26 protein-coding genes are annotated in these 24323 nt (G+C 53.9%); 15 read left to right on the top strand and 11 right to left on the bottom strand.

The features are described 5' to 3' along the window. Positions 1–7: 7 nt before the first annotated feature. A complete protein-coding gene (gene znuB / locus ACFQW4_RS08600; protein WP_101764158.1) occupies positions 8–793 on the bottom strand; it encodes a zinc ABC transporter permease subunit ZnuB in 786 nt (261 codons plus the stop codon). Then, positions 790–1545: a zinc ABC transporter ATP-binding protein ZnuC gene (gene znuC, locus ACFQW4_RS08605; RefSeq protein WP_277973687.1), complete on the bottom strand. Its 756-nt coding sequence runs from the start codon at positions 1543–1545 to the stop codon at positions 790–792. The genes znuB and znuC overlap by 4 nt, the downstream gene beginning before the upstream one ends. A 77-nt stretch (positions 1546–1622) precedes the next feature. Here znuC and znuA point away from each other — a divergent pair, with 77 nt between their 5' ends. The 3 genes from znuA to lpxM all read left to right on the top strand — a co-directional run bounded on the left by znuA (position 1623) and on the right by lpxM (position 5039). After that, entirely contained in the window at positions 1623–2594 is a 972-nt protein-coding gene (gene znuA, locus ACFQW4_RS08610) for a zinc ABC transporter substrate-binding protein ZnuA (RefSeq protein ID WP_137385939.1), read from the top strand. Positions 2595–2607: 13 nt separating this feature from the next. Beyond that, a complete protein-coding gene (mepM, locus tag ACFQW4_RS08615; RefSeq protein WP_110866308.1) occupies positions 2608–3936 on the top strand; it encodes a murein DD-endopeptidase MepM in 1329 nt (442 codons plus the stop codon). A 125-nt stretch (positions 3937–4061) separates the two neighbouring features. After that, positions 4062–5039, top strand: coding sequence for a lauroyl-Kdo(2)-lipid IV(A) myristoyltransferase (gene lpxM, locus ACFQW4_RS08620; RefSeq protein WP_336767674.1), 978 nt, complete (start codon positions 4062–4064; stop codon positions 5037–5039). Positions 5040–5063: 24 nt separating this feature from the next. Here the strand turns inward: lpxM and ACFQW4_RS08625 are convergent, their stop codons facing one another. The 3 genes from ACFQW4_RS08625 to ACFQW4_RS08635 form a co-directional block, all read right to left on the bottom strand. Further along, the gene (locus ACFQW4_RS08625; protein WP_377724867.1) at positions 5064–6299 is read right to left on the bottom strand and encodes an MFS transporter; all 1236 of its coding nucleotides are present in this window, start codon (positions 6297–6299) and stop codon (positions 5064–5066) included. Positions 6300–6385: 86 nt separating this feature from the next. Beyond that, a complete protein-coding gene (gene pyk, locus ACFQW4_RS08630) occupies positions 6386–7828 on the bottom strand; it encodes a pyruvate kinase (RefSeq protein WP_101764163.1) in 1443 nt (480 codons plus the stop codon). 107 nt (positions 7829–7935) lie between these two features. Then, on the bottom strand, positions 7936–8790 hold the full coding sequence (locus tag ACFQW4_RS08635) for a MurR/RpiR family transcriptional regulator (RefSeq protein WP_101764164.1): 855 nt from the start codon (positions 8788–8790) through the stop codon (positions 7936–7938). Positions 8791–9162: 372 nt separating this feature from the next. On the opposite strand from ACFQW4_RS08635, the gene zwf reads away from it, so the two are divergent. Together zwf and ACFQW4_RS08645 are read left to right on the top strand one after the other, a co-directional pair. Further along, entirely contained in the window at positions 9163–10638 is a 1476-nt protein-coding gene (zwf, locus tag ACFQW4_RS08640) for a glucose-6-phosphate dehydrogenase (RefSeq protein WP_064738913.1), read from the top strand. 187 nt (positions 10639–10825) lie between these two features. Continuing rightward, a complete protein-coding gene (locus ACFQW4_RS08645) occupies positions 10826–11467 on the top strand; it encodes a bifunctional 4-hydroxy-2-oxoglutarate aldolase/2-dehydro-3-deoxy-phosphogluconate aldolase (protein ID WP_008110463.1) in 642 nt (213 codons plus the stop codon). Between the two features lie 43 nt (positions 11468–11510). On the opposite strand, the gene purT is transcribed toward ACFQW4_RS08645, so the two are convergent. Then, complete coding sequence (gene purT, locus ACFQW4_RS08650; protein WP_312463971.1) at positions 11511–12689, bottom strand: formate-dependent phosphoribosylglycinamide formyltransferase; 1179 nt, start codon at positions 12687–12689, stop codon at positions 11511–11513. A 161-nt stretch (positions 12690–12850) separates the two neighbouring features. Between purT and ACFQW4_RS08655 the strand changes: the two genes are divergently transcribed. Both ACFQW4_RS08655 and ACFQW4_RS08660 read left to right on the top strand, forming a co-directional pair. Beyond that, complete coding sequence (locus tag ACFQW4_RS08655) at positions 12851–13492, top strand: tellurite resistance TerB family protein (protein WP_377724871.1); 642 nt, start codon at positions 12851–12853, stop codon at positions 13490–13492. Between the two features lie 139 nt (positions 13493–13631). Beyond that, on the top strand, positions 13632–15695 hold the full coding sequence (locus tag ACFQW4_RS08660) for a prolyl oligopeptidase family serine peptidase (protein ID WP_377724873.1): 2064 nt from the start codon (positions 13632–13634) through the stop codon (positions 15693–15695). On the opposite strand, the gene exoX is transcribed toward ACFQW4_RS08660, so the two are convergent. Together exoX and ACFQW4_RS08670 are read right to left on the bottom strand one after the other, a co-directional pair. Further along, positions 15689–16357, bottom strand: coding sequence for an exodeoxyribonuclease X (gene exoX, locus ACFQW4_RS08665; RefSeq protein WP_101764169.1), 669 nt, complete (start codon positions 16355–16357; stop codon positions 15689–15691). The genes ACFQW4_RS08660 and exoX overlap by 7 nt on opposite strands. Positions 16358–16360: 3 nt before the next feature. Beyond that, positions 16361–16591 carry a DNA polymerase III subunit theta gene (locus ACFQW4_RS08670; protein WP_008110458.1) on the bottom strand — a complete coding sequence of 77 codons (231 nt, stop codon included), beginning with the start codon at positions 16589–16591 and terminating at the stop codon, positions 16361–16363. A 153-nt stretch (positions 16592–16744) separates the two neighbouring features. On the opposite strand from ACFQW4_RS08670, the gene copC reads away from it, so the two are divergent. The 7 genes from copC to ACFQW4_RS08705 all read left to right on the top strand — a co-directional run bounded on the left by copC (position 16745) and on the right by ACFQW4_RS08705 (position 20277). Then, positions 16745–17122 carry a copper homeostasis periplasmic binding protein CopC gene (copC, locus tag ACFQW4_RS08675; RefSeq protein ID WP_377724876.1) on the top strand — a complete coding sequence of 126 codons (378 nt, stop codon included), beginning with the start codon at positions 16745–16747 and terminating at the stop codon, positions 17120–17122. A 3-nt stretch (positions 17123–17125) separates the two neighbouring features. Next, entirely contained in the window at positions 17126–18007 is an 882-nt protein-coding gene (gene copD, locus ACFQW4_RS08680; RefSeq protein WP_377724878.1) for a copper homeostasis membrane protein CopD, read from the top strand. Between the two features lie 32 nt (positions 18008–18039). After that, on the top strand, positions 18040–18387 hold the full coding sequence (locus ACFQW4_RS08685; protein ID WP_061718597.1) for a YebY family protein: 348 nt from the start codon (positions 18040–18042) through the stop codon (positions 18385–18387). Between the two features lie 720 nt (positions 18388–19107). Next, entirely contained in the window at positions 19108–19320 is a 213-nt protein-coding gene (locus tag ACFQW4_RS08690; protein WP_007889586.1) for a cold-shock protein, read from the top strand. Between the two features lie 2 nt (positions 19321–19322). Beyond that, positions 19323–19466 (top strand): cold-shock protein, encoded by a 144-nt coding sequence (locus ACFQW4_RS08695; RefSeq protein ID WP_101764610.1) that lies wholly within the window; start codon positions 19323–19325, stop codon positions 19464–19466. A 202-nt stretch (positions 19467–19668) separates the two neighbouring features. Next, a complete protein-coding gene (locus ACFQW4_RS08700; RefSeq protein WP_101764174.1) occupies positions 19669–19989 on the top strand; it encodes a hypothetical protein in 321 nt (106 codons plus the stop codon). Positions 19990–20109: 120 nt separating this feature from the next. Next, positions 20110–20277, top strand: a complete 168-nt coding sequence (locus ACFQW4_RS08705) for a hypothetical protein (protein ID WP_167391209.1) — start codon at positions 20110–20112, stop codon at positions 20275–20277. Between the two features lie 36 nt (positions 20278–20313). Here ACFQW4_RS08705 and ACFQW4_RS08710 read toward each other — a convergent pair whose 3' ends face one another. Both ACFQW4_RS08710 and ACFQW4_RS08715 read right to left on the bottom strand, forming a co-directional pair. Continuing rightward, a complete protein-coding gene (locus ACFQW4_RS08710) occupies positions 20314–21087 on the bottom strand; it encodes a hypothetical protein (protein ID WP_101764175.1) in 774 nt (257 codons plus the stop codon). A gap of 114 nt (positions 21088–21201) precedes the next feature. After that, positions 21202–21933: a trans-aconitate 2-methyltransferase gene (locus tag ACFQW4_RS08715; RefSeq protein ID WP_101764176.1), complete on the bottom strand. Its 732-nt coding sequence runs from the start codon at positions 21931–21933 to the stop codon at positions 21202–21204. Positions 21934–22188: 255 nt separating this feature from the next. On the opposite strand from ACFQW4_RS08715, the gene ACFQW4_RS08720 reads away from it, so the two are divergent. Further along, complete coding sequence (locus ACFQW4_RS08720; protein WP_377724882.1) at positions 22189–22836, top strand: metallophosphoesterase; 648 nt, start codon at positions 22189–22191, stop codon at positions 22834–22836. Positions 22837–22839: 3 nt separating this feature from the next. On the opposite strand, the gene rsmF is transcribed toward ACFQW4_RS08720, so the two are convergent. Continuing rightward, a complete protein-coding gene (gene rsmF, locus ACFQW4_RS08725; RefSeq protein ID WP_336767666.1) occupies positions 22840–24264 on the bottom strand; it encodes a 16S rRNA (cytosine(1407)-C(5))-methyltransferase RsmF in 1425 nt (474 codons plus the stop codon). Positions 24265–24323 lie beyond the last annotated feature (59 nt).

Genomic DNA, 24323 nt, shown 5'->3' on the forward strand with positions numbered 1-24323 from the left:
ACCGGCGTTATGCCGCCGGTTTTTTTGCCATGCTAATGATGAACAATACTGCCGCGCATAACACCACTGAAGGACCGGCTGGCGTATCGTAGCTGGCGGAGAAGGTCAGTCCACCGGTCACTGCGATAATACCGGCAATTACCGCAAAACCGGCCATCTGTTCCGGCGAGCGCGAGAAGCGACGTGCCGTCGCCGCCGGGATAATCAGCAACGACGTAATAATCAAAGCACCGACAAACTTCATCGCTACGCCGATGGTTAATGCGGTGACCAGCATCAACATCAAACGCGTGCGCTGAATGTTAACGCCATCCACCTGCGCCAGCTCCGGGCTGATGGTCATCGACAACAACGAATTCCACTGCCACGCCATCACCGCCAGTACAATCGCCACGCCGCCGCCCATCATCCACAAATCATCGGGCGTCACCGCCAGCAGATCGCCAAACAGGTAAGCCATCAGATCGACACGCACGCCTTGCATCAGACTGACGACCACTAAACCCAGCGACAGCGCACTGTGCGCCATAATGCCGAGCAGCGTATCAATAGCCAGATGCGGGCGTCGCTCCAGCCACACCAATCCCAACGCCAGACACACGGTCACCAAAATCACCGCATAGTAAGGATTCACGTTGAGCAGCAAACCAAAGGCCACGCCCAGTAAGGACGCATGCGCGAGCGTATCGCCGAAGTAAGACATGCGGCGCCAAACCACAAACGAGCCAAGTGGACCGGCCGCCAGCGCCAGCAACACGCCGCCCAGCCAGCCAGGTAATAACAGTTCAATCATGACGGGCCATTTCCTTTGCGCAGAACAATGCGTCCCTGTAAATCGTGACGGTGATTATGATGATGACGATAAATTGCTAGCTGCTGCGCGCCGCGTGGGCCAAACATCGCAATAAACTCGGGATGTTGTGACACCGCTTCCGGCGTGCCGGAACAGCAGATGTGATGGTTGAGACACAGCACTTCGTCGGTTTTCGCCATCACCAGATGCAGGTCGTGTGAAACCATCAGCACACCGCAGTTCAGTTCGCGGCGCAGCTGATCGATCAAATCGTACAGCGCGACCTGGCCGTTGACATCAACGCCTTGTGTCGGCTCATCCAGTACCAAAAGCTGCGGTTCATTGAGTAATGCACGCGCCAGCAAAACACGTTGTGTCTCACCGCCGGAAAGTTTTTGCAGCGTTGCATGCAGCAGATGCCCGGCCTGCACGCGCTTGAGCGCCGGCAAAATGGCATCGCGTTTGGTGCCGCGCGACAGGCGCATAAAGCGTTCCACGGTGATCGGCAACGTGGGGTCGATGTGCAGTTTTTGCGGCACGTAGCCGATACGCAAATCAGCGGCGCGCGTGACGCTGCCGCTGGTGGGTTTCAGTAGCCCCAACACCGCGCGAACCAGCGTGGATTTACCGGCGCCGTTCGGGCCGAGCAGGGTGAGAATTTTCCCCGGCTCAAGTGCGAGGCTAATACCTGCAAGCACCGGACGCTGGGAGAACTTCACAGAAATGTTTTCAAGGGTAACAAGTGGCGACATGTTATTTACGGGTTGCATAGAATTTCGAATGTTATAATATCACATTCCATCAACGGTTCACGATGGAATGACGTATTATGTTACACAATAAAAAGCGCCTGATTTTCACCCTTACTGCTGCGGCAATTGGCGCGGCAAGCGCATTACCCGCGCACTCCGCAGTTGTCGCTTCAATCAAACCTATCGGATTTATCGCAGCGGCTATCGCAGAGGGTATTACGCCGGTTGAAGTATTGCTGCCTGATGGCGCCTCAGAGCATGATTATGCCTTGCGTCCCTCTGATGTAAAACGTATTAAAAACGCAGACTTAGTAGTATGGACAGGCCCAGAGATGGAAGCCTTTCTTACTAAGTCAGCGGCCGAATTACCTGCCAGTAAAAACCTCGAAATTGCCGCATTGCCGGGCATTAAACCGCTATTGATTAGCGGCGATGATGAAGATGAGGAACATGAGCATGGTCACGATCACGATCACGACTCAGAAAATTCCGAAGACCAGGACGGGTCTCATGCGCATCACCACCACGGACAGTTTAATATGCACCTGTGGATGTCCCCTGACATGGCCTTACAATCTGCGGTTGCAATCCATGGAAAATTATTGGAACTTATGCCGCAAAGCAAAGCCAAACTTGACGCTAATCTGCAGGAATTTAAGGCAGAATTAGCCGATGCAGACAAACACATCGGCGCGCAACTCGCGCCTGTGCGGAACAAGGGTTATTTCGTTTTTCACGATGCTTACAGCTACTTTGAAAAACATTACGGTTTGTCACCTTTAGGTCATTTTACCGTCAATCCTGAAATCCAGCCGGGCGCCCAGCGTTTACATCAAATACGAACACAGTTGGTTGAGCAGAAAGCCGTTTGCGTTTTCGCTGAACCACAATTCAGACCGGCCGTCATCGATGCCGTGTCCCGTGGAACTTCCGTACGTAAAGGCACGTTAGATCCGTTGGGTATGGACATCAGCTTATCCAAAGACAGCTACGTGAAATTTCTTTCACAACTGTCGAGCCAGTATGCGAGCTGCCTGAATGGAGCATGAGGAATAGGTAAAAGTGCAGCAGATAGCCCGCTCTGTCGCCCTCGCATTTAACAATTTGCCGCGCCCCCACCGCGTTATGCTGGGTTCATTAACCGTTGTCACGTTGGCCGTCGCAGTATGGCGGCCTTACGTTTACCATCCGCGTGATGTTGCCCCCATCGTGAAAACCATTACGTTGGATAAAGACGAACTGCGCACGCTGTTGCCCGAAGCCAGCGAGCCGATTGACCAGACAACGGAAGAACCGTCCGACGATATTCCTGCTGACGACATTGATAATGACGTTCCGGACAATCCCAACGTACATGAGTACACCGTCTCTTCGGGTGATACGCTGAGCAGCGCGTTAAATCAGTACGGTATTGAGATGGGCGATATCAACGCATTAGTCAGTAGCGATAAAGATCTGCGTAACATGCGCGTTGGTCAGCAACTGAGCTGGACGCTGGATGCCGATGGACAACTGCAAACCTTCAGCTGGGAAATCGATCGTCGTGAAACCCGTACTTATCAGCGCGCCGACAACGGCAGCTTTAAGATGCAGCAGGAGCTGCAAAAGGGTGAGTGGCAAAACAACGTACTGAAAGGTGAAGTGCGCGGCAGTTTTGCTGCCAGTGCCCAGCGTGCAGGCTTGACCAGCGCAGAAACCAGTAACGTCATCAAAGCGATGCAGTGGCAGATGGATTTCCGCAAACTACGCGCCGGTGATGACTTCAGTGTGCTGATGTCTCGTGAAATGCTCGATGGCAAAAGTGCCCAAAGCCAATTACTTGGCGTGCGTTTACGCACCGGCGGTAAAGACTATTACGCGTTCCGTGCGGAAGACGGCAAGTTCTACGATCGCAACGCCTCTGGTTTAGCGCGTGGCTTTATGCGTTTCCCTACGGTTAAGCAGTATCGTGTCTCTTCCAACTTCAATCCGCGTCGCCTTAATCCGGTAACCGGCCGTATTGCACCGCATAAAGGTGTCGATTTCGCGCTGCCTATTGGTACGCCTGTGTTAGCCGTGGGCGATGGTGAAGTGGTGATGGCGAAAAACGGCGGTGCTGCCGGGAATTACGTGGCAATTCGTCACGGTCGTCAGTACATGACGCGTTATATGCACCTGAGTAAAGCGTTGGTGAAACCGGGGCAAAAAGTGAAACGCGGCGATCGTATTGCGTTGTCGGGTAACACCGGACGTTCGACCGGTCCGCATTTGCATTATGAAGTATGGATCAACAATCAGGCGGTGAATCCATTGACGGCAAAACTGCCGCGCATGGAGGGTCTGACGGGTAAAGATCGCAGCACTTACATGGCGCAAGTCAAAACCTGGTTGCCGCAGTTGACGCTGAAATAGCGCATTATTGCGCGTAACACTAAAAACCGACGGATTCTTCGTCGGTTTTTTGCTATCTGGCGCATGAAGATTGCAAAATTAACCACCGTCACTATTATTGACCGGTCATTGTCAGAGGCGAGTGCATGGAAACCCGAAAGAAAAATAACAGCGAGTTTATTCCCGTTTTTCAACGTTCTTTTTTAAAGCCGAAATACTGGGGAAGTTGGCTGGCGGTGGGCGCGCTGGCCGGCATGGCATTGCTTCCCGCTAAAGTGCGCGATCCGATTCTGGGCGGATTGGGCAAGTTCGCCGGTAAGCTGGCGAAAAGTGCGCGCCGCCGTGCGCTGATCAATCTCTATTATTGCCTGCCGGAATTGAGTGAAGCGCAGCGCGAAGAGATTGCTGATCGTATGTTTGCCACCGCACCGCAGGCGATGGCGATGATGGCCGAATTGGGCATACGTAATCCCGAGCATGTTCGCAAACGTGTTGACTGGCACGGACGGGAAATCATTGAGCAACTGCAGGCCAACAAAGAAAACGTCATATTTTTAGTGCCGCATGGCTGGGGCGTGGATATTCCAGCGATGCTGCTGGCGTCTGAAGGTCAGATGATGGCGGCGATGTTCCACAATCAAAGCGATCCGTTAATGGATTATCTGTGGAATACCGTGCGACGCCGTTTTGGTGGCCGTATGCATGCGCGGAATGACGGCATTAAGCCGTTTATCGCGTCGGTGCGTCAGGGTTATTACGGCTATTATCTGCCGGACCAGGATCACGGCCCGGAACACAGCGAATTTGTGGATTTCTTTGCTACTTACAAAGCCACACTGCCCGCAGTGGGCCGCCTGATGAAAGTATGCCGCGCACGCGTTGTGCCGCTGTTCCCGGTGTATAACAGTGAAACCCATCGTCTGGAAATCTATGTGCGTCCGCCAATGGATGACTTGCTGGATGCCGATGACAATACGCTTGCGCGTCGCATGAATGAAGAAGTTGAAGTGTTCGTGCGCCCGCATCCGGAACAGTACACCTGGATTCTGAAGCTGCTGAAAACGCGTAAGGAAGGGGATATCGAACCTTATGCGCGCAAAGATCTTTATCCTCGTAGGAAATAAACATGGGGCCGTCTGGCCCCTTTATCATTCTATTGCCGCCACATGACTGCGACGTTTACGTTCGCGCAGGAACAGGGTCACCAGACCAAACCACAGCACGCCAGCGGCGAAGTTAACCCCGCTAAACCACGGAGTGCCGCCGCTGAAGTAGCTACTTTTCGCCAGCTCAATGCCTACCGCTAAGGTCAGAATACTGATCATACCGAGCATCGCCGCCACGCTGCCTTTGCCTTCGTTGCTGGAGTAAAGCGTCAAACGGTACAGACCGGCATTCACCATGCCTGCGCCGAAAGCGTACAAGCTTAACCCGGCTGTCAGCAGCAGATAGGTGTGACTATCGAGCAAATTAGCCAGCAGCGAAATACTCAAACCAATCAGAATCGGCCAGGCGGCAAACTTCACCGGCTGCTCAATCGGCACGCGTCCAGCCAGTTTGCCGAGCGTGATGTTGCCGGCAATCATCGCCAGAAACACCGGTAGCTGCAGCAGCGCATACTGCATGCGTGACAATCCTTCATCGTGCATCAGAATCACTGGCGATAGCGCTACCCACGTCAGGATCGGAATAAACACTAAACCAATGGCAAAAGATCCGTACATCACCTGACGATCGCGCGCCAAACGCGCATAGCCGCGCGCCAGCGTTGGCAGGGCGATAGAGTGACTGCGATCGCCAGCGGTTTCCGGCATGACGCGCCACAGCAGGGCAAACGCAATCACGCTGCAGATGGCAAACAGCCAGAACATGCTGCGCCACTCGCCAACGGTGAGCCACGCGGCTCCGGCCAGCGGACCAGCGAGCGGTGCCAGCAGCGCGACGTTGGCCATCAGCGCCATCATGCGTACTGCCAGCGCCTCGTCAAAGGCTTCCTGCACCGCTGCGTAGCTGACGGCGCCAATAAAGCACAGGCTAATACCCTGCACAAAGCGCAGCGCGACAAACTCCTCAATGCTGCTCACCCACGTTGTCAGAATACAGGCGGCGGCAAAGAACAGGATGCCAAACAGCAGCACCGGCCGGCGGCCATATTTGTCAGAGAGCGGACCGAGCAGCCATTGCAGTACCACGCCGCCCATCAGATACGCGGTCAGCGAGGTCGAAACCCATTCCGGGCCGACGCTGAATTCAGACGTCACCAGCAGCATGCCGGGCTGAATCATGTCATGCGCGATATAGGTGGCGAACTCAAACAGTACCAGCGCGAGCGGGAACAGCAGCACGCGCCCAGTGAGTTGAGTAATAGGTTGATAGCGGGCCATCTGGCCTCCTTGTCAAAAAAATAAAAACGCGACTGCCAGGCAGTCGCGTTTGTCCATGTTGTTACAGCCGCTGTCGGTGGTGCGTATTAATCTACGCGCAGTACACGGCTGGTATTGGTGGTACCGGTGGTCGACATCACGTCGCCCTGGGTGACAATCACCAGGTCGCCTGAAACCAGGAAACCTTTTTCGCGCAGCAAATTCACTGCATCGTGCGCGGCAGCAACACCATCGTTGTTGCTGTCGAAGAACACTGGCGTAACACCACGGTACAGCGCCGTCAGGTTCAGCGTACGTTCGTGACGTGACATGGCGAAGATCGGCAAACCGGACGTGATACGTGAGGTCATCAGCGCGGTACGGCCCGATTCGGTCATGGTGATGATCGCTGAAACCCCTTGCAGATGGTTGGCAGCATACATCGCCGACATGGCAATCGCTTCTTCGACGTTATCGAACTGTACTTCCAGGCGGTGCTTAGAAACGTTAACGCTCGGGATTTTCTCTGCGCCGAGGCACACTTTCGCCATCGCTGAGACGGTTTCAGCCGGATACTGGCCAGCAGCGGTTTCCGCCGACAGCATCACCGCATCGGTACCATCCAGCACGGCGTTCGCCACGTCCATGACTTCGGCACGCGTTGGCATTGGATTAGTAATCATCGACTCCATCATCTGCGTGGCGGTGATGATGGTGCGGTTCAGCTGGCGAGCGCGACGGATCAACGCTTTCTGAATACCCACCAGCTCAGGATCGCCAATCTCCACACCCAAATCGCCACGTGCAACCATCACCACGTCAGAAGCGAGGATGATGTCATCCATCGCTTCCTGTGAGGCAACGGCTTCAGCACGTTCCACTTTCGCCACCAGTTTGGCGTCGCAGCCAGCGTCGCGCGCCAGACGGCGGGCATAATTCATATCTTCGCCGTTACGCGGGAAGGAGACTGCCAGATAATCCACGCCGATTTTCGCGGCTGTAACGATATCAACTTTGTCTTTTTCGGTCAGCGCATCGGCAGAGAGACCGCCGCCGAGTTTGTTGATGCCTTTATTGTTGGAGAGCGGGCCGCCGACGGTGACTTCGGTGAACACTTTTACCCCCTGAACTTCCAGCACTTTCAGCTGCACGCGACCGTCGTCCAGCAGCAGGATATCGCCGGGCACTACATCTTCTGGCAGGCCTTTATAGTCGATACCGACTTTTTCTTTATCGCCTTCGCCTTTGGTTAAATCAGCATCCAGCAGGAAACGATCGCCGACGTTGAGGAACACTTTGCCTTCTTTGAAGGTCGATACGCGAATTTTTGGGCCTTGCAGGTCGCCCAGGATCGCTACGTGACGACCCAGTTTCGCCGCGATTTCACGGACTTTATTGGCGCGCTGCTGATGATCTTCCGGTGTGCCGTGGGAGAAGTTGAGTCGTACAACGTTAGCACCCGCCGCGATGATTTTTTCGAGGTTGTTGTCGCGATCGGTGGCTGGACCGAGGGTTGTAACGATCTTGGTTCTTCTGAGACGTCTGGACATGAAGGACTCCGTTAGCAAAGTATCGTGTCGCTCTCAAGTGACACGTAGTGTTCATCTATTCTATATGATCGATGGGCTGTGATTCGACTCACATTGTGAATGTGATGTTAATTATTTTCCTGCGCCTGTTTCTCCAGGCGTGAATCTTTCAGCGCTTCTTTCACCCGTTTTAAATTTTCACGGAAAGCAGCGCCGCGCTCAAGGGTAAACCCTGTCGCCAGAACATCAATCACGGTTAATTGTGCGAGGCGGGAAACCATTGGCAGGTAGATATCGGTATCTTCGGGTACGTCGAGCGTCAAAGCCAGCGTGGCTTCCGCCGCCAGCGGGGAACCCGGAGAAGTGATAGCCAGCACAGTGGAAGCGTTTACACGCGCCAGGCGAGCCAGTTCTACCATATTTTTGGTGCGACCAGTATGTGAGATGAGAACAAACACATCGTTTGGACCACTATTTATGCAACTCATGCGCTGGATCACAATATCCTCTGACCAGATGACCGGCAGATTAAATCGCAAAAATTTGTTGGTGGCGTCATGTGCCACCACGGCGGAGGCACCAAGGCCAAAAAAAGCAATTTTATGCGCCTTTGACAGCGCCTGAACCGCCTGACGAATCACCTGAGAGTCAAGTTGCTGGCGGACGCGGCTGAGGCCGGCTAACGCGGAATCAAAAATTTTGTGGCTATAGCTTTCCACACTGTCATTTTCTTCCACATCGCGACTCACCCAGTTCGGGCTTTTGACCAGGCTCTGCGCGAGCTGCAATTTGAAGTCAGGGAAGCCGCGCGTGCCCATACGATGGCAGAAGCGATTCACCGTCGGTTCGCTGACGTCAGCGGCGCGTGCCAGCGTGGCGATGCTGGAGTGCATCGCCTGTTGCGGCGCGGCAAGAATCTGCTCTGCGACTTTACGTTCTGATTTGCTTAACGCATCGAGTTGCGCCTGAATCTGTTCCAGCATGGTTTAACCTAATGAGCGTCAATCACTTTTTCGCGTTCATCAATCAATGAAATCGCTGCCAATTCACAAGAATATACCGTGTAATAGCCCCTCGCACGCAGCGGAGGACAAATGTAAACGCGATTTTTTTGCGATACTTTGATCGCTGACGTGTTTTGCCACGACAAATATCGAAACAGAAAATGTGCTCAAATGGCACGCTACAACACACTTAACACCTTTATTACGTTCACAGTTAACGCCAGCAAAACACTGCGTTCGGGTTGTCCTAAACCCGCTAAAAACGTACATTGTGCTGTAAGAAAATTACAATAAGGACCTGGCGTGATGAGAACGCTCAAGCCGGGTATATCCTGCAACGAGGAGAGGAAAATGGCGGTTACACAAACAGCCCAGGCATGCGATCTGGTGATTTTCGGTGCCAAAGGCGATCTCGCGCGCCGTAAACTGTTGCCATCACTGTATCAGCTGGAAAAAGCCGGTCAGATTCATGAAACCACTCGCATTATTGGCGTGGGTCGCGCGGATTGGGATAAAGCCGCGTATACCAAAGTGGTACGTGAAGCGCTGGAAACCTTCATGAAAGAGAAGATCGATGAAGCGCTGTGGGATACCCTCAGCAGCCGTCTCGACTTCTGTAACCTCGACGTAAATGACACCTCGCATTTCACCAAACTGGGCAAAATGCTTGACCAGAAAAACCGCGTCACCATTAACTACTTCGCCATGCCGCCAAGCACCTTTGGCGCGATTTGCGACGGTCTGGGCGCCGCCAAGCTGAACGCCAAACCGGCACGCGTAGTAATGGAAAAGCCGCTCGGCACCTCATTGGAAACCTCACAAGAGATCAATGACAGCGTCGGCAAATACTTCGAAGAAGGCCAGGTTTTCCGTATTGACCACTATCTCGGTAAAGAGACGGTGCTCAACCTGCTGGCGCTGCGTTTTGCCAACTCCATCTTCGTCAACAACTGGGACAATCGCACCATCGATCACGTGCAGATCACCGTGGCAGAAGAGGTGGGCATCGAAGGCCGTTGGGGTTACTTCGACAAAGCCGGCCAGATGCGTGACATGATTCAGAACCACCTGTTGCAGATCCTCACCATGATTGCCATGTCGCCGCCGTCCGATCTGAGCGCGGATGCGATTCGTGATGAGAAAGTGAAAGTGCTGCGCTCACTGCGTCGTATCGATCAAACCAACGTGCGCGAGAAAACCGTACGCGGTCAGTACACCGCCGGCTTTGTGCAGGGCAAGAAAGTGCCAGGTTATCTGGAAGAAGAGGGCGCTAACAAGCAGAGCGCCACGGAAAGCTTTGTTGCTATTCGCGTGGATATCGATAACTGGCGTTGGGCTGGCGTGCCGTTCTATCTGCGTACCGGCAAGCGCTTGCCAACCAAATGCTCTGAAGTGGTGGTGTATTTCAAGAATCCTGAGATGAACCTGTTTAAGGATTCGTACGCTGAACTGCCGCAGAACAAGCTGACCATTCGTCTGCAGCCGGACGAAGGCGTGGATATTGAAATTCTGAACAAAGTGCCGGGACTCGACCACAAGCATAAACTGCAGACCACCAAGCTGGATCTGAGCTACTCCGAAACCTTCAACCAGTCGCATCTGGCCGATGCTTACGAGCGTCTGCTGCTGGAAACCATGCGCGGTATTCAGGCGCTGTTTGTGCGTCGTGATGAAGTTGAAGCAGCGTGGGGCTGGGTGGATTCGATCATTGATGCCTGGAGCGCCGATGCCGAAGCGCCGAAGCCGTATCAGGCGGGAACATGGGGACCGGTTGCCTCTGTCGCGATGATTACTCGCGATGGCCGTTCCTGGAACGAGTTCGAATAGAAACCTAATATTGAGCCCGCCAAATGTGCGGGCTTTTTTACGTCCAGAATTCATTTTTCTGAAAAGTGAACCAGAGTTTCAAAAAATTCTGATATCCAATGGACGCCGCTCCAGCCGATCTTGTATGGTAGAGCCCAATAATTGACAGCGTGGCCAAACGCCGGGCTGATGCAACCAAGGAAACGTGATGAAGAACTGGAAAACAAGTGCTGAACAGATCCTGAAAACTGGCCCGGTCGTGCCGGTCATCGTGGTGAACAAGCTGGAACACGCGGTGCCGATGGCGAAAGCGCTGGTGGCTGGCGGTGTGCGCGTGCTGGAAGTCACGCTGCGTACCCCGGTGGCGATGGACGCGCTGCGTGCCATGATTAAAGAAGTACCGGAAGCGATTGTCGGTGCGGGCACGGTGATCAACACCCAGCAACTGAAAGAAGTCACTGACGCCGGTGCGCAGTTTGTCATCAGCCCAGGATTGACGGAATCGCTGCTGAAAGCCGCGGTTGAAGGTCCGGTGCCATTGATTCCAGGTATCAGCACGGTTTCAGAACTTATGACTGGCATGGATTACGGCCTGCGGGAGTTCAAATTCTTCCCGGCGGAAGCCAATGGTGGCGTGAAAGCATTATCCGCGATTGGCGGTCCGTTCCCGCAGGTGCGTTTCTGTCCAACTGGCGGCATCTCGCCAGCCAACTATCGAGACTATCTGGCGCTGAAAAGCGTGCTGTGCATTGGCGGTTCGTGGCTGGTACCGAATGATGCGTTGGAAAGCGGTGACTGGGATCGTATTACGCGTCTGGCGCGTGAAGCGGTTGAAGGGGCACGCGCATAAGTTTATGAATTGGTCGCCATTGATGGCGACCACTTAATCTTACTTAACCTTCGACTTGTACCGCGGCCGCACTCGCCACGGCGCGCGCGATAGCGTCATCGGTGTTTTCACCGGTTGCCAAAGCCACGCCTAAACGTCGCTGACCGGCGATTTCCGGCTTACCAAACAGGCGCAGCTGCAATCCGGCACCCAGCGCGGCTTCGATATTCCCGAACACAACGTTCTGGCTGTTCAGCTCAGGTAAAATCACTGCCGACGCAGCGGGACCGTATTGACGAATGCCGCCAATCGGCAGGCCGAGGAAAGCGCGCACATGTAGGGCGAATTCGGACAGATCCTGCGAAATCAGCGTGACCATGCCGGTATCATGCGGACGCGGTGACACTTCGCTGAACACCACTTCATCACCGCACACGAACAGCTCCACGCCAAACAGGCCGTATCCACCGAGCGCTTTTACCACGTTAGCGGCGATATCCTGCGCGCGTTGCAGCGCCAGTTCACTCATTTGCTGCGGCTGCCATGATTCACGATAATCGCCATCTTCCTGACGATGACCAATCGGCGCGCAGAAGTGAATGCCGTCTACGGCGCTGATGGTCAGCAGGGTGATTTCAAAATCAAACTTCACCACGCCTTCAACGATCACGCGGCCCGCACCGGCACGTCCGCCTTGCTGCGCATAATCCCAGGCTTTATCTAGCTGGCTGGCTTCGCGAATAAAGCTCTGGCCTTTACCGGATGAGCTCATCACCGGCTTAACGATGCACGGGAATCCAATCGCCTCAGCCGCGGCCACAAAATTCTCTTTGCTGTCAGCAAACTGGTAAGTCGAGGTCGGTAAGGACAACTCTTCCGCCGCCAGACGGCGAATGCCTTCGCGGTTCATGGTCAGACGTGCGGCGCGTGCGGTCGGCACCACTTTCTGACCTTGCGCTTCCAGCTCCAGCAGTTTTTCGGTGGCAATGGCTTCAATTTCTGGTACCACGAAGTGCGGCTTTTCCTCGGCAATCAGCGCGGCCAGCGCGTCGCCGTCCAGCATGTTGATCACATAGCTGCGATGCGCAACGTGCATCGCCGGAGCATCGGCGTAACGATCCACCGCGATCACTTCCACACCAAGACGCTGGCACTCAAGTGCCACTTCTTTGCCTAATTCGCCTGAACCTAACAGCATGACACGCGTAGCGGCAGGGCGCAGCGCGGTTCCGAGAGTCGTCATAATTTCACCTTAGCAGTCAAAATGCGCGCGCAGTATAAACGAAAACGTTTGCGTACTCACGCTTTCGCCGCGATGAGGTTTGCCATACTTTTCCCGCTCTGACGTTAACTGACACAGCCTGCGGCAGCATGGAGAACGGAAAAGTAAACAGGAGTTAAACGATGAGCAATTGGCTGCAGCAAATTCAATCGGTGCTGGCGAAAAAGGGTGGAGACGGAAAGTCGGGCGGTTTAAGTGACATGCTGGCCCCGGGCGCATTGGGCGGGCTGGCGGGATTGCTGGTAGGCAGCAAATCCACGCGTAAGCTGCTGACCAAATATGGCGGCAAAGCCTTGCTGTTGGGCGGTGGCGCGGCGGCGGGCGCGCTGTTATGGAACAAATACAAACAGCGCATACGTGAAACCCATCAGGACGATGCGGGCTTTGGCCAGCTGCAAACGCCGATGGATCAACGCGCAGAGCGTTTAGTCACGGCGCTGGTGTTCGCGGCGAAAAGTGATGGTCACATTGACGATCAAGAGCGTGCCGCCATTGAGCAAAATATCCAGCAGGCCGGCTACGGCGCACAAGCCGAAGCGCTGATTAAGCAGGCGATGAATCGCCCGCTCGATCCCAACTGGCTGGCCGCTGACGTAAAAAATGAAGAAGAGGCGCTGGAACTCTATTTCCTCAGCTGTGCAGCCATTGATGTCGACCACTTTATGGAGCGTAGCTATCTCTCCGCGCTCGGCGATGCGCTGAAAATTCCCCAGGATGTGCGCGACGGTATTCAGCGCGATATCGACGCGGAAAAAGCTGCTTAATTCCGTGCGAAGGTTGCATCCGCAGCCTTCGCTTTTCATCTTTTGCTTACCCTGCGTAAAGTGATGCTGCGTGTAGCTTGGCATCGTGCGTGATTAGTGCCACGCTTGCTGAATGTTGTCCTTCAGGGAGAAGAGCCTAATGAATCAGCCACACGCGAAAAAAATTCCCCATGTCATGAAGCTGCACGGTGAAACGCGCATCGATAATTATCACTGGTTACGTGATGACGACCGCGAGAATCCAGAGGTGCTGGCCCATCTGCACGCCGAAAATGATTACGGCCGTGCGATGATGGCGTCGCAGAATCCGCTGCAGGAACGGGTGCTGAAAGAGATCGTTGACCGCATTCCACCGCAGGATCACTCGGTGCCCTATGTTAAAAACGGTTATCGCTATCAAAGCCGCTATGAAGTGGGCAACGAGTATCCGGCTTATTTCCGGCAGCCCGTTGACGCGCCAGCTGATGAGCCCTGGCAGCTATTGCTGGATGGAAACCAGCGGGCTGCGCACAGTAATTTTTACACCATGGGCGCGCTGGCGATTACACCGGACAATCAGGTGATGGCCTTAGCGGAAGACTTCCTGTCGCGCCGCCAATACGGCATTCGCTTCCGTAATTTGCAGAGCGGTAGCTGGTATCCGGAAGTGCTGACCAATGCGTCATCCAGCGTTGCCTGGGCCAACGATTCCCGCACGCTCTATTACGTGCGTAAGCATCCGAAAACGCTGCTGGCGTATCAGGTGTGGCGCCATGAGCTGGGCCATCCGCAATCTGACGATCAGCTGGTGTATGAAGAGAAGGATGACTCTTTTCACCTCAGCGTGCATAAAACCACCTCCGAGCACTTCATTCTGATTGCGTTGTACAGCACCAACACCAGCGAGATTCTGCTGATCGACGCCGAATATCCGGATGCGCAGCCGCAAACCTTTTGTCCACGTCGCCGCGACCACGAATACAGCATCGATCACTACAATCATCAGTTCTATATCCGCTCGAATCGTGATGGCAAAAATTTCGGGCTCTATCGCAGCGCGTGGCTGGCGGAAGCACGCTGGCAATCGCTGATCCCGGCGCGTGACAACGTGGTGCTGGAAGATTTTCAGCTGTTTCGTCATTGGCTGGTAGTCGAAGAGCGTCAGCACGGCGTAAACACCTTGCGGCAGATAAACTGGGAGAGCGGCGAAAGCTTTGGTATCGCCTTCGACGATCCCGCCTATGTCACCTGGCTTGCCTACAATCCTTCGCCAGAAAGCGACACCTTGCGCTACGGCTACTCTTCCATGACCACGCCGACCACCTTGTTTGAACTGAACATGGAAACCGGCGATCGTCGCGTGCTGAAGCGCACGCCGGTGCCGGGCTTCAAATCGGAGGATTACAAAAGTGAGCATCTGTGGATCACGGTGCGTGATGGCACAGAGGTTCCTGTTTCGCTGGTCTATCACCGCAAGCATTTCCAGCGCGGCAGCAATCCGTTGCTGGTGTACGGTTACGGTGCTTACGGCAGCAGCATGGATGCCAGCTTTGGCACCAGCCGCATCAGCTTGCTGGAGCGCGGCTTCGTCTACGCCATCATTCACGTGCGCGGCGGCGGCGAGCTCGGCCAGCAATGGTATGACGGTGGCCGCCTGAAGAATAAAATCAACAGCTTCACCGACTTTATTGATGTCACCGAAGCGCTGGTGGCGAAGGGTTATGGTCATCGCCAGCAGCTCTACGCGATGGGCGGCAGCGCTGGCGGATTACTGATGGGCGGCGTGGTGAACATGGCGCCGGAGCTGTTCCATGGCGTGGTGGCGCAGGTGCCATTTGTCGATGTGGTGACGACGATGCTCGATCCGACAATTCCGCTGACCACCGGCGAATACGATGAGTGGGGCAATCCCGAACAGGCGGAGTTCTATCACACCATTCGCAAATACAGTCCGTATGACAACATCGAGGCCAAAGCCTATCCGCATTTGCTGGTCACCACCGGTCTGCACGATTCACAGGTGCAGTATTGGGAACCGGCTAAGTGGGTGGCGAAATTGCGTGAGCTGAAAACCAACGATTCACTGCTGTTGCTCTGCACCGAGATGGATTCTGGCCACGGCGGCAAATCGGGCCGCTTCAAAGCGTATGAAGGGGTGGCGCAGGAGTTCACTTTCCTGATTGGCCTGGCGCAGGGCAGCTTGCCAGACCGCGTCGATTACTGATCGCTCTTCACATACTTGCGCAGCGCCTGCCGTAACGGTGGGCGCAAATCACGCACATTTTCCAGCACCCAACGCAGATAGCCGGGATCTTTACGCGCGATACTGCCAATACTCTGACCGCGATATTTGCCGAACGGGAACACATCGCCGCTCACGGGCGCGGGCTGGCACAAATTCGCCATCTGCTCGGCGTTCCAGCCGGAGGTTTCCATAATGCGGATCAGCAGCGCAGCGGTGACGTAGCAGTCATACAACGCGCGGTGCGCATGCAGTTCGGCCGGTGGCGTGACATCCAGCTTCAGGCTGTGGCGCAGCGCCTGATTGCCATATTTGATGCCTGGCCACAGCTGCCGCGCCAGCGTCATGGTGCAGATCCATTCGCCCGGCATAGTGGGCAACATGCGGCGATCAAAACTGGCGTTGTGCGCCACGTAATGCGGACTGCCGTGATAGCGGCCAATCGCTTCTTCGATAGTGGGTTTTCCCATCACCATCGCTTCCGTAATGCGATGTACCGCCATCGCCTGACGACTGATGGGGCGATCCGGGCAGATTAAGTCGCTCATCGGATTGACGATCTGACCATCAATGACATCCACCGACGCCACTTCCACCACGCCACCCTGCAGGCCGCAGGTTTCGGTATCAATTACACGTAACATAAATTACTTCTGCTTCGGTTCGTAGGGCAGGCGCGACAGGCTAAGCGAAGCCTGGCGATAGTTCATTAAGCGCTGACGAAACCAGTCACGCAGCGCTTCAGGCTGCTCGCGCTCCACCATTTCGGCAATCACCGGCATATTGTAGCGCTCTTTGAATGCAACGCCCGCGGCGGCCAGATCGACATTGACTTTGTCTTTCTCTTCCTGCGAGAGCAGGGCAAGGTTTTGGCTCATGCTTTTCTCCTGATAAACAGGGGCAAAAGTAATGGTTTCGGACCCTGGGATCAAGCGGATTGGATCGCACCGCAAGTCTCGACACCTGCGGATCGGCGGCGTATCCTGCTGCCACGTTTGCGGTGGTTTGCCGCATTTAATAGGGAAGAAGTCATGAAGAAAACTGCGTTCAACGCTGTCGTCGCGCTACTTCTGGCGTCATCAACGCTGGCCTTCAGCCAGGTTGCTATGGCACACGCTCACCTGAAAACCCCGGTCCCAGCCGACAAAGCGGTGGTGGAAACCTCCCCGCAGAATTTAACGCTGACCTTTACCGAGGATGTTGAAGCGGCATTCAGTGGCGTGGATGTGCTCAATGCACAACATCAACCGATGGCGGTTGGAAAAGCCAAACTCAACGATAAACAACACGATCAGCTGATTGTACCGATCAGCCAGCCGCTGCCGTCGGGCAACTACCAAGTGAACTGGCATGTGCTGTCCGTTGATGGGCATAAAACCAAAGGCAGCTATACCTTCAGCGTGAAGTGATTGATGAGTTTGAGCACGCTGTGGATTGGACTGCGAGCGCTGCATTTTATGTCGGTGCTGCTGCTCGCCGGTAGCGCCTTTTATACCGCGCTACTGGCGCCGCGCCGCTATCGTCCGCTGCTATCACAGCGTTTAGCTTTACTTCTCCGTACCAGCGCGCTGCTGAGTTTATTCAGCGCCCTGTTGATGCTGGCAACGCAAACCGGCTTGATGAGCGGCGACTGGCGTAATGTCAGTGACAGCGCAACCTGGCAGGCGGTGCTCAGCACGCGCTTCGGCCGGGTTTGGCGTTGGGAAATCGCGTTCGCACTGCTGAGCACGTTAGCGCTACTGCTGCGTGGCACACTGCGGCAAAATCTGCTGCTGTGCAGCGGCCTGTTGCAGTTGGTGGCATTAGCCGGTGTTGGGCATGCCGCGATGCGCGATGGCTGGCCCGGATTGCTGCAACAAGGCAATCACGCGCTGCATTTAATTACGGCTGCATTCTGGGCGGGCGGATTACTGCCGTTGTTATTACTGATGCGTGAAGCGCGGCAGATCGCTTTTCGCACCGATGCGATTCGCTGCATGATGCGCTTCTCGCGTTACGGTCACCTGGCGGTGGCGCTCGCGCTGCTGACGGGCATCATTAATAGCGTGCTGATTGCCGGTTCGCCGTTGCATTGGCAAGCCACGCTTTGGAGCGAACTGCTGGTGGTGAAAGTGCTGCTGGTCATTCTGATGATCGCTATTGCGCTGACCAATCGCTATCTGCTGGTGCCGCACTTTCGCCTGGCGGCCAGTAACGCAGCGCATCTGTTTATTCGCCTGACGCAGCTTGAGCTGCTGCTGGCCATTATTGTAATTGGGTTGGTGAGCGTGTTTGCCACGCTGTCACCGGCCTGAATGTAACATTCAAGAAGATAAATGAGGTCGATATTTTGCTGAAGAAACTGATTCCAGCTTGCGTATTGATGGCGCTGTGCAGCCAGGCGATGGCGGCACAGATTATTACCGTCAGCCGTTTTGAGATTGGAAAAGACAAATGGCCCTTCACCCGTGAAGAGGTGATGTTGACCTGCGAGAAAGACGGCGCGCTGTTCGCGATTAATCCAGGCACTTTGTTGCAGTATCCGCTCAACGATAAAGCCTTTGCGCGCAAAACGGCCGGGCAGGGCACGCTGCAATCGATCGACACCATTGTCGCTGTTGATAAAGCCCATCCAGGCCAGAAAATGAGTCTGCAACCGATCATCGACCGCGCGCAGCAACTGTGCGGTAAGTAATCCCTATATTCTCAGGCGTAGCGCACAATTCTGCCGCTACGCTTGCTTCCTCGTTCTGTCACCACGATCACAGAGTTGTCACCTTTCGCAACCAAACCGCATGATTGGCTGGAAAACCAGCAATCCTGGTCTACCTTTAAATGGCAAGGCGTCCTCGCCTGCAAAAATGCCAACTTTTAGCGCACGGCTCCCAAAGAGCCATTTCCCTGGACCCGATACAGGAATCGTATTGGGTCTTTTTTTATCTGTATAATAATAAATTGTCTGCACGCGTTAGGCTTACCTTTATGCTGGCATCTACACTTAATTCTCTAAGCAACTCAGGAGGATTTATGTCTGATAGACCGATTGAAGCGGATGAGCTTGAAGAAGATACTAAGGTGAAGCCGGATGAGCATGAAAAAGACGATGAGAGTCTGGCACCGGAGTCGGGCGACAAGCAGCCTGATTGATGATTAAACCCACTTCGGTGGGTTTTTTTATTTTCTGCCTTTCTTTTTTATATGAAATAAAAATTTTTTTACCTTGCTACCTGGTAAGATAAATGCGTTAATGCGTCGTCGGTCTGAATAGCAGACAGTTAGAAGGTTAGTTCCCATTGTATTTCTCATCCCGGTTAGTGCCGCTTCAAGCCCTTTCTCTTTGAGTCTTATCCTAAGTTCTGATTCGTATCTGCAACTCGGCCCTTACGCCAATAGGCTCATTTAAAAGGTAAAAATTATGTCTAATAAAATTCTTGGAACGGTAAAATGGTTCAACTCAGAAAAAGGCTTCGGCTTTATTTCTCCTGAAAATGGCAGCAAGGACGTTTTCGTCCACTTCTCAGCCATTCAGGGCACTGATTATCGCTCACTTGATGAAGGTCAGCGTGTTGAGTTTTCAGTTGAAGATGGTCCAAAAGGTCCGTCTGCAACAAATGTATTAGGTCTGTAATTATTCGCATTTATAATCGTTTAAGATGTCCGCATTGCCAGAGTTCACAATATCGCACCTCCGCGTTCGATATTACGAAAATGAACCCACATGGCGCTAAATGTATTTTCTGCAAATCATCAATGATTGTGTTGAAAACTGCGTAATAGCGGATATTCTGCCCTGATAATTATCAGGGCTTATCAGGCAATTGCCTGATATCAGAATCATTAGCACTGCTCAGGCAGTGCTTTTTTATTTTAAATACCCCCGCACATCTTCACTTATTCCCACGTTTACCCTCTTACCCACATGCTACTTTTTCTCTTATTCCGAAATAAATTACCGTCGTAGAGAGAATCTTGCGAGATGCACAAGCCCGTTATCCTGATCGCCTTGCTGCTGAGTGGTTGCGCACTGAAACAGTATCCGCAGTCCGCCAAAGTGAGCGATGCCGAAGCGCAAACCTATGACTGTGCAGCACTGAATCAGGAGATCGCTAAAAGCCAAAGCGTTCAGCAGCAGATTGATAAAACCGGTGAGTTTGATGCGCTAACGGTATTAGGATTCGTCGGGGATTTTGGTATCGGTAACGGCATTGCAAAGGTCAGCGCTAACAGCAAAGTGAAGGCGCGCCTGGAGCAGTTGCAGAAACTGCAATCAGTGCGTTGCGCGCACGGTGCAACTTAATAATTAGCCTTCTGAGCATCTACCCCGACAATTTTGCGGTCAAATAGCTGCAGCCAGCATGCATGAAAAATGGTATAAAGTTGGCGCATCTGTTTTATTGCCGGTTAATAAGGATCCTTCATGGCAAACACACAATATCTTCTTTGGGTAATGATTGGCACGTTAACTCTGCTTTGTATCTTTATTGGTGTGGTCGTTGGGCGGGCAAAAACGCCGCGTATTGGAACAATGACTTTCGCGGGTTTATTAGCCTTCTTCTTAGTGGCGATATTTTTAATTACTCGCTAAAGCATTGAACGCTGTAACGAGCAATATTTGCTGGGATCATTTCTGTACAGTGTCCCAGCGACTACCATTACGGATGTGCCCCCAGCGTGGGATAATCTCCTGTTCTAACTGATAAATCAGAGCAAGGATGAGATTAAGATTATATCGCGTGACTTCATTATGATGAGTGATGCAAGGCGATGCTGATTCGATCAAATTGAAGTTTTGATATTTTTCAAGCAACTCCAGGTGAGGCAGAATCTCCTGTTCACGCTGATAATCAGCGAGAGCAGTAAATAGGTAAATATTCTTGTCCGTTTGGCGATCGCGTCGAATAGCGTTCGGCAAAAGCTTATTTAATAGCGAGATGGCTGCGGGCGTTGTCGATCCCATCATTGCGTCACCCACATTCGGCCACATTGTGGCTGCATAATCCCCGAGATAAAACTGTGGTACGGCAGTAATGATATTTTTAATATTATGCCTAACACCGAAATAGAGCGCCGCGCTGCCACCTTTTGAGGCGCCAACTATGGAAACGTTTGAGGGTGTTGTCAGCTCAATTACCGAGCGAATAAGCTGGCTTACCCCATGCTCAATTTCAAAATTCATATTGTTGCACAGATAGTAAGCGGGCAAGCCGTTGAAATCATCCTTAATCCACAACACCGCCGATTGAGTATGCTCCAAAAGGGTGAAATCGTAGATGGTGGGATCAGGAAGGTTAAACCCTGACATCACAATCAATAAATGCTGATTGTCTACTGAAGCCGGTTTATAGCGATAGTGTATATCGAGATGAGGGCGAAAATTAAAAATGCAATCAGTCACGGTCAGCGGCTCAGAGAAGGAATTCGCCCAAGACAGGCGACCAATTTGTCTGATAATTAAGAATGGCGATAGATGGAATAACGACGTGGCAGCATCCTGCCGCCACGAGAATATTCAGAGCGGTTTACGCGCGGCTAGCAAGAACATCATCGGGCGATCGCGTTCTTCCGCCAGCGCGGGATTGAGTGCAACCATCTCTTCGCTCGGGCCCCATTCATCAAGATGCACGATCTCAAATCCTGCGCCAATTAACGCATTGATCCAGGTTGCCAGCTTGCGATGTTGCTTCTTCACGCCATCGGCAAACCAGTTGCTGATGCGTTCCCCTTCCTGCTGGTAATGATTAACTGGCCAGCTGCGCTGCTGCTGTTCATCCACAATCCACTGCTGTTGAGTAGGTGCAGTGTAAATCGGATGCTCACAGGAAAACACCAGCGCGCCGCCCGGCGTTAGCGCCTCAAACACGGTTGCGAAGAGTGCGTCAATATTGCTGAGGTAGTGCAGCGCCAGCGAACTGTAGGCGAGATCATAGGATTCGTTCAGTTGCAGCGATTCTAAATCGGCGCGCTGATAGCGAATCCCGGTTCCCTGCGTCATGGTCGCGGCTTGCGCTAACATCTTCTCGGAAACGTCCAGACCCAGCACCTCACGCGCGCCTTGCTGCTGCGCGTAGCGGCAAAACCAGCCGTAACCGCAGCCGAGATCCAGAATACGTTTATCATGCAGGTCGGGTAGTAGCGCACGCAGTGCGGGCCACTCTGGCGCGCCGTCTAATCCCTTAACGGAACGTGGCAAGGTGGCGTAACCGGCAAAAAAAGTGGGGTTGTCGTAAATATTCTGGCTCATACAGGCTCCTTTATATGATGCGCAAAGGAGTTTAGGCGTTTAGCGCGGAATGTAAAGTCGCGTAATTATCCCACAAATAACAGATGTACCAGACGAGCGAGTGATTCCAGCAGCAGCAAGCTACCGATGAAAATAACGATTAATACACCAATGAATTGCTTCCGTCCGCTCATGCTGTTCCCTCCGCTGGCTAACCTTGCCGGACTATACTTTAAGCCGGGCTCACTAAACTTCCAGTCAACCGGGAAAGATTACATGCTTTACCAAAAGGTGAACGCGCAAATGTGGCGAAATATTTGGGTGGTTGGCGATCTGCACGGTTGCCGCGCCCAACTCGATGCGCAACTGCTCAAGCGGGATTTCGATAAGCAGCAGGATCTACTGCTGTCTGTGGGCGATTTAATCGATCGTGGCCCGGACAGCCCCGGCTGTTTAGCGCTGATGCAGGAGCCCTGGTTTCGCTGCGTGCGCGGCAATCATGAGCAGATGGCGCTCGCTGCGCTGGATGGGCGCGACCAAACCTTGTGGATGATGAACGGCGGCGAGTGGTTCTGGCAACTCAAAGGCGCAGCGTTGATCGCTGCGCGCCATGCGTTGAAGCGCTGTGCTGAGTTACCGTTAATCCTGCATCTGGATTTCGGCGATCGCGTGGTGGTGATTGCCCACGCCGATTATCCCGCCAGTCATTATGCGTTAGGGCAAGAGGTTGACTGGCAGCAAGTGGTGTGGAGTCGCGATCGACTGGGACGCCATCAACGCGGCAGTTCAGCCCGCATCGATGGCGCCAGTGATTTCTACTTCGGCCACACGCCGTTAGAACAACCGCTTAATGTGGCGAATCAGCATTACATCGATACCGGCGCGGTCTTCGGCAATCGCCTCACCCTGGTGCAGTTGCAGTAACGCTTAGCGGAACAGACGTCCGTCGCGCACCAGTTCACGCGGATAACTGTTTTTAATCCGATTACCCACTTTCTTCGCCAATCCCAGCGGCTGCTGCTGGTAAGTGACGATCACCTCATCCCGGCTGGGCAACGTGTCCGGATGAATATCCTGACCGCGATACCAGGTTTCCGCTTCTGCATCGGTGAGTTCGAAATCCAGCGCACTGCCTGGTTGCGTCAACGCCACGACCGCTTCATGCTGCCAGCGATAGCCTTTCGGGAAGGTTTCGGCCAACTTGAGGCCGATGCGCGAGAAGCGCACTTTACCCAGCCAACCCTCCAGCGCCGCGGGGAACAGCCACAGCTCTTTATCGCGCTGCCATAGCGTGTGATTTTCATCCCACTGCAAGCCGACTTTGGCCGCGGCCTGTTGCACTTCGGCGCTCAGCTTGCGGCTGGCCGGAGAGAAGGGCAGTTTGCCGACTTTGTAGGTTGGCGTTGGCAGCGCGGGAATACTGGCGGTTTTACGCAGACGCGCAACGAAGAAACCTTCACTATCGAAAATCTGCGGGAATACGTGCAGGAAACCTTCGGCGGTTAACGCCTGATCGGCTCCGTCGAATAAACCGTTCAGCGGCACGATTTCAACCGCGTCGGGATAACGCTGCTGCAACCAATTAATCACCTGCTGATTCTCGATTTGATTCAGTGTGCAGGTAGAGTAAATCAGCGTGCCGCCTGGCTGTAAGGCATGGAAAGCGCTGTCGAGCAGATCGCGTTGGGTTTCCGCAATCGCTTCAGTGCTGGCCAGCGTCCAGTTACGCAACGCATCAGCATCTTTGCGCACCACGCCTTCGCCAGAGCAGGGCGCATCGAGCAGAATGGCATCGAAACGCTCCGGCAGCGCGGCGCCAAATACACGGCCATCAAAATGGGTCAGCGCAACATTGCTGACGCCACAGCGGCTGATGTTAGCGTGCAGCACTTTAACGCGGCTGGCCGAGTATTCGTTCGCCAGAATGGCGCCTTCATTGCGCATCAGCGCGGCCATCTGGGTGGTTTTAGAACCGGGCGCAGCAGCCACATCCATCACCTGACGCGCATCGGGTGCGGCGTCAAACAGCGCGGTAACCGGCAGCATCGAGCTGGCTTCCTGAATGTAGAACAGTCCGCTCAGATGCTCCGCCACGCTACCCAGCGGCAGCGATTCGTCGTCACGCTCGATCCAAAACCCTTCGGCGCACCACGGAATGGGCGATAAGCGCCAGCCATAGTCGGCGGTGCGGGCGAGGAAATCATCCACGCTAATTTTTAAGGTGTTGACGCGTAAGCTGCGACGCAGCGGTTGCTGGCTAATGGCGAGAAAGCGCTGCAGTTCGGCGTCGTCAGCAAGGCTGGCGCGCATCAGCGCGAGGAAATCTTCGGGAAAGCGATCGGACACGGGCATCTACCGGGAAACGAAATGAGCGCGAAGTGTAACACGCGAAAAAGAATCGGGCAGCCAGG

It is taken from the genome of Pantoea sp. GCM10028869 (genome assembly GCF_042666835.1).
Taxonomy (GTDB): Bacteria; Pseudomonadota; Gammaproteobacteria; order Enterobacterales; family Enterobacteriaceae; genus Pantoea; species Pantoea leporis.

Coding starts and splice junctions, on each gene's coding strand:
- znuB (WP_101764158.1), bottom strand. CDS start 793: ATGATTGAACTGTTATTACCTGGCTGGCTGGGCGGCGTGTTGCTGGCG.
- znuC (WP_277973687.1), bottom strand. CDS start 1,545: ATGTCGCCACTTGTTACCCTTGAAAACATTTCTGTGAAGTTCTCCCAG.
- znuA (WP_137385939.1), top strand. CDS start 1,623: ATGTTACACAATAAAAAGCGCCTGATTTTCACCCTTACTGCTGCGGCA.
- lpxM (WP_336767674.1), top strand. CDS start 4,062: ATGGAAACCCGAAAGAAAAATAACAGCGAGTTTATTCCCGTTTTTCAA.
- ACFQW4_RS08625 (WP_377724867.1), bottom strand. CDS start 6,299: ATGGCCCGCTATCAACCTATTACTCAACTCACTGGGCGCGTGCTGCTG.
- pyk (WP_101764163.1), bottom strand. CDS start 7,828: ATGTCCAGACGTCTCAGAAGAACCAAGATCGTTACAACCCTCGGTCCA.
- ACFQW4_RS08635 (WP_101764164.1), bottom strand. CDS start 8,790: ATGCTGGAACAGATTCAGGCGCAACTCGATGCGTTAAGCAAATCAGAA.
- zwf (WP_064738913.1), top strand. CDS start 9,163: ATGGCGGTTACACAAACAGCCCAGGCATGCGATCTGGTGATTTTCGGT.
- ACFQW4_RS08645 (WP_008110463.1), top strand. CDS start 10,826: ATGAAGAACTGGAAAACAAGTGCTGAACAGATCCTGAAAACTGGCCCG.
- purT (WP_312463971.1), bottom strand. CDS start 12,689: ATGACGACTCTCGGAACCGCGCTGCGCCCTGCCGCTACGCGTGTCATG.
- ACFQW4_RS08655 (WP_377724871.1), top strand. CDS start 12,851: ATGAGCAATTGGCTGCAGCAAATTCAATCGGTGCTGGCGAAAAAGGGT.
- ACFQW4_RS08660 (WP_377724873.1), top strand. CDS start 13,632: ATGAATCAGCCACACGCGAAAAAAATTCCCCATGTCATGAAGCTGCAC.
- exoX (WP_101764169.1), bottom strand. CDS start 16,357: ATGTTACGTGTAATTGATACCGAAACCTGCGGCCTGCAGGGTGGCGTG.
- ACFQW4_RS08670 (WP_008110458.1), bottom strand. CDS start 16,591: ATGAGCCAAAACCTTGCCCTGCTCTCGCAGGAAGAGAAAGACAAAGTC.
- copC (WP_377724876.1), top strand. CDS start 16,745: ATGAAGAAAACTGCGTTCAACGCTGTCGTCGCGCTACTTCTGGCGTCA.
- copD (WP_377724878.1), top strand. CDS start 17,126: ATGAGTTTGAGCACGCTGTGGATTGGACTGCGAGCGCTGCATTTTATG.
- ACFQW4_RS08690 (WP_007889586.1), top strand. CDS start 19,108: ATGTCTAATAAAATTCTTGGAACGGTAAAATGGTTCAACTCAGAAAAA.
- ACFQW4_RS08700 (WP_101764174.1), top strand. CDS start 19,669: ATGCACAAGCCCGTTATCCTGATCGCCTTGCTGCTGAGTGGTTGCGCA.
- ACFQW4_RS08705 (WP_167391209.1), top strand. CDS start 20,110: ATGGCAAACACACAATATCTTCTTTGGGTAATGATTGGCACGTTAACT.
- ACFQW4_RS08715 (WP_101764176.1), bottom strand. CDS start 21,933: ATGAGCCAGAATATTTACGACAACCCCACTTTTTTTGCCGGTTACGCC.
- ACFQW4_RS08720 (WP_377724882.1), top strand. CDS start 22,189: ATGCTTTACCAAAAGGTGAACGCGCAAATGTGGCGAAATATTTGGGTG.
- rsmF (WP_336767666.1), bottom strand. CDS start 24,264: ATGCCCGTGTCCGATCGCTTTCCCGAAGATTTCCTCGCGCTGATGCGC.